A 2,518-nucleotide genomic window follows, 5' to 3' on the forward strand; every position below is an offset into this window, starting at 1 on the left:
TGACGTCCCGGCGCCCGGCGGCCGGATCACCGCGGTCTCGCCGACAGCCTGGACCCGGGACGGCCTGCACATCGTGAACGCCTGGTCGCCAGCCGATCCCTCGAGCCCGGCGGGCAAGGCCGCCCTGCGGGAGATCAAGGCGGCCGCCGCCGCGGTGCCCGGCGCCCGCGTCGGCGGCTCCCCGGCCCAGGACGCCGACTTCATCACCGCCCTGTACGGCCGCAACCTGGCGTTCATCATCGGCGCCATCGTGATCGTCACGTTCGTCCTGCTAGCCAGGGCCCTGCGGTCGCTGTGGCTGCCGGTCAAGGCCCTGCTGCTGAACCTGATCTCGCTGGCCGCCGCATTCGGCGTCCTGACCTTCGTCTGGCAGGAAGGCCGCGGCGCCACCGCGCTGTTCAACAGCCCGGCCACCGGCGCCGTCACCCTCTGGGTGCCGCTGGCCGTGTTCGCGCTGCTGTTCGGCCTGTCGATGGACTACGAGGTGTTCATCCTGACCCGCATCAACGAGGAGTACGAACGGGCCGGCGACGTCCGCACGGCCGTCGTCCGCGGCATCGGCCACACCGGCCGGCTCGTGACCTCCGGCGCGCTGATCCTCTGCCTGGCCTTCATCGCCCTGGGCGGCGTCCCGGTCACCGACGTGAAGATCCTGGCCACCGGGCTGGCCGCCGGGATCATCATCGACGCCACCGTCATCCGCGGCGTGCTCGCCCCGGCCCTGGTCACCCTGTTCGGCCGGGCCAACTGGTGGCTCCCTCGCCCGGCCGCCCGGCTGCTCCGCATCACCCCGCTCACCCCCGAGCAGCCCAGGGCTCACCCGCCCCGCCCAGCGGCGTCCGGTCCCGGTCCCGGCGGTGACTCCGACAGCGCTACGGTACGCTGACCAGCACCAGCCTGGTGAAACGGTCGAAATCAGCCTCGGAGCCATGATGGCGCAGGAAGCGCCGCCCACAGCCTCCTGACCAGCACAATCCGGCTCCGCGGATGCCTGCAGCCCGCCGCTTACCTCATCTTCTCCGCTCCAGACCCGGATGGACGTGCTTCGTCGGCGGCTTGCTGGGATCGGGCGCCGTCGAGGACGAGTGCGACTAGGCGACGGGCCGTGGCGTCGTCGGCCGGCTGGTCGAGGACGGCTCGCAGGTGAAGTGGGTTGACCATGGCCTGCCACACCAGCACCGGGTCCACATCGGATCGGAGTTCACCCTTTGAGATCGCCCGATTGACCAGTTCCACGGCAGCCTCATATCGGGCATCCAGGAAACGGCGGGCCACGTCCACGATCTCAGGATCCTCGGAGGCAGCGGCCACCACGCTGCGGATTGCCTGGGCACCAGCCCGGGTCCGGAGCGACTTTGCCACGAGCAGGGCGAGAGTCGTCAGGTCCAGCACGGGTGCGCCCGTGTCCGGGATGGGGACCTCGATGGAGGCCTGGCGCTCGACCGCCGAACCGACGAGGGCCGCCTTGGTGCTCCATCGCCGGTAGATGGTGGACTTGTGGACGCCGGCCGCCTCCGCGACCTCGTCGATCGAGAAGGCGTAACCCCGCTCCGCGATCAGCGTGAGCGTGGTATCGAGGATCGCATCGAGAACGACCTGTCCCCTGTGGTGAGAGACGGTGGCATCAGGCGGCATGCTCGACCCTGTCTTTGAACGCCTCGTTGAGGGCGGCGAACGCCTCGGGAGTCGGGCCGGTCAGCATCTTCTTGAAGAACGGCACCAGGGCTCCTGAGAGAACCTCGGACTGTACCAGCTCGCAGCGGCCGGTCCCCACCGGACGGAGCTCGAAACGGTGCCGCCCGTCGAAGACACCACGAGGACCAAACTGGCCGAGCCACTCAAAGGACTTTCCCGGCTCGACCTTTACCACGCGGGGCTTCATCTTCTGGAGCTTGCGGCCCGCGAGCTGAAGGTCGACTTCGATGTGCTCGCCGGAGACGAGCGGACCGTCGAGCCGCCTGACGAACGGGTTCCATGATCCATAGGCGGTGGTGTCGGACAGTACCTGCCATGCCTGCTCCACGGGAGCATCGACCGGAGTCACGGCCTCGACGGTCACGGCGAACGCCTTGCTCTCGACTGTTGTACGGGTCTTCCGCATTACCTCTCCTAACGCGACGACTGTCGCATTAAAACGTACCGGATCGGGATCTGCATTGCAACACTTGTCGCAATAAGGCAGGTACGGGAGCATCCCCGGGGCGGCTGGCCGGGGGAGCCCCGGTGATCGAGGTGGCGGGAAACCGGATCCGTGGCCATGCCGGGCTATCGGGTGTGCAGGTCCGTCTCCGGACCCGGCTCTTCCGGGCGGCAGTCACCGCAGAGCGCCCGGGTCATGGCAGTTGAGATCGCCAACGCCACCTTCGCCGCCCGGCCTAGGGGTGGGCTTGCGAGCCTGGAGTGGAGCAGGTCGTCGTAGATGCCCGGGGACCCGCTGCGCCCGGCCAGTGGTGGCAGACGCGCCGGCTGGCAATCATAAATGACTCGCCTGAGGAATTCGAGATCCGATCACGAACAG

3 protein-coding genes are annotated in these 2,518 nt (G+C 68.5%); 1 reads left to right on the forward strand and 2 read right to left on the reverse strand.

The window, feature by feature from the left end:
- Positions 1-886 (forward strand): MMPL family transporter (locus VMD50_RS04505; RefSeq protein ID WP_325425280.1); only part of this gene is annotated, 886 nt, incomplete at its 5' end.
- Between the two features lie 119 nt (positions 887-1,005).
- On the opposite strand, the gene VMD50_RS04510 is transcribed toward VMD50_RS04505, so the two are convergent.
- Together VMD50_RS04510 and VMD50_RS04515 are read right to left on the reverse strand one after the other, a co-directional pair.
- The gene (locus tag VMD50_RS04510; protein WP_325425282.1) at positions 1,006-1,635 is read right to left on the reverse strand and encodes a TetR/AcrR family transcriptional regulator; all 630 of its coding nucleotides are present in this window, start codon (positions 1,633-1,635) and stop codon (positions 1,006-1,008) included.
- Complete coding sequence (locus tag VMD50_RS04515; RefSeq protein ID WP_325425284.1) at positions 1,625-2,059, reverse strand: SRPBCC domain-containing protein; 435 nt, start codon at positions 2,057-2,059, stop codon at positions 1,625-1,627. The genes VMD50_RS04510 and VMD50_RS04515 overlap by 11 nt, the downstream gene beginning before the upstream one ends.
- Positions 2,060-2,518 lie beyond the last annotated feature (459 nt).

It is taken from the genome of Mycobacterium sp. (genome assembly GCF_035506235.1).
Lineage (GTDB): Bacteria > Actinomycetota > Actinomycetes > Mycobacteriales > Mycobacteriaceae > Mycobacterium.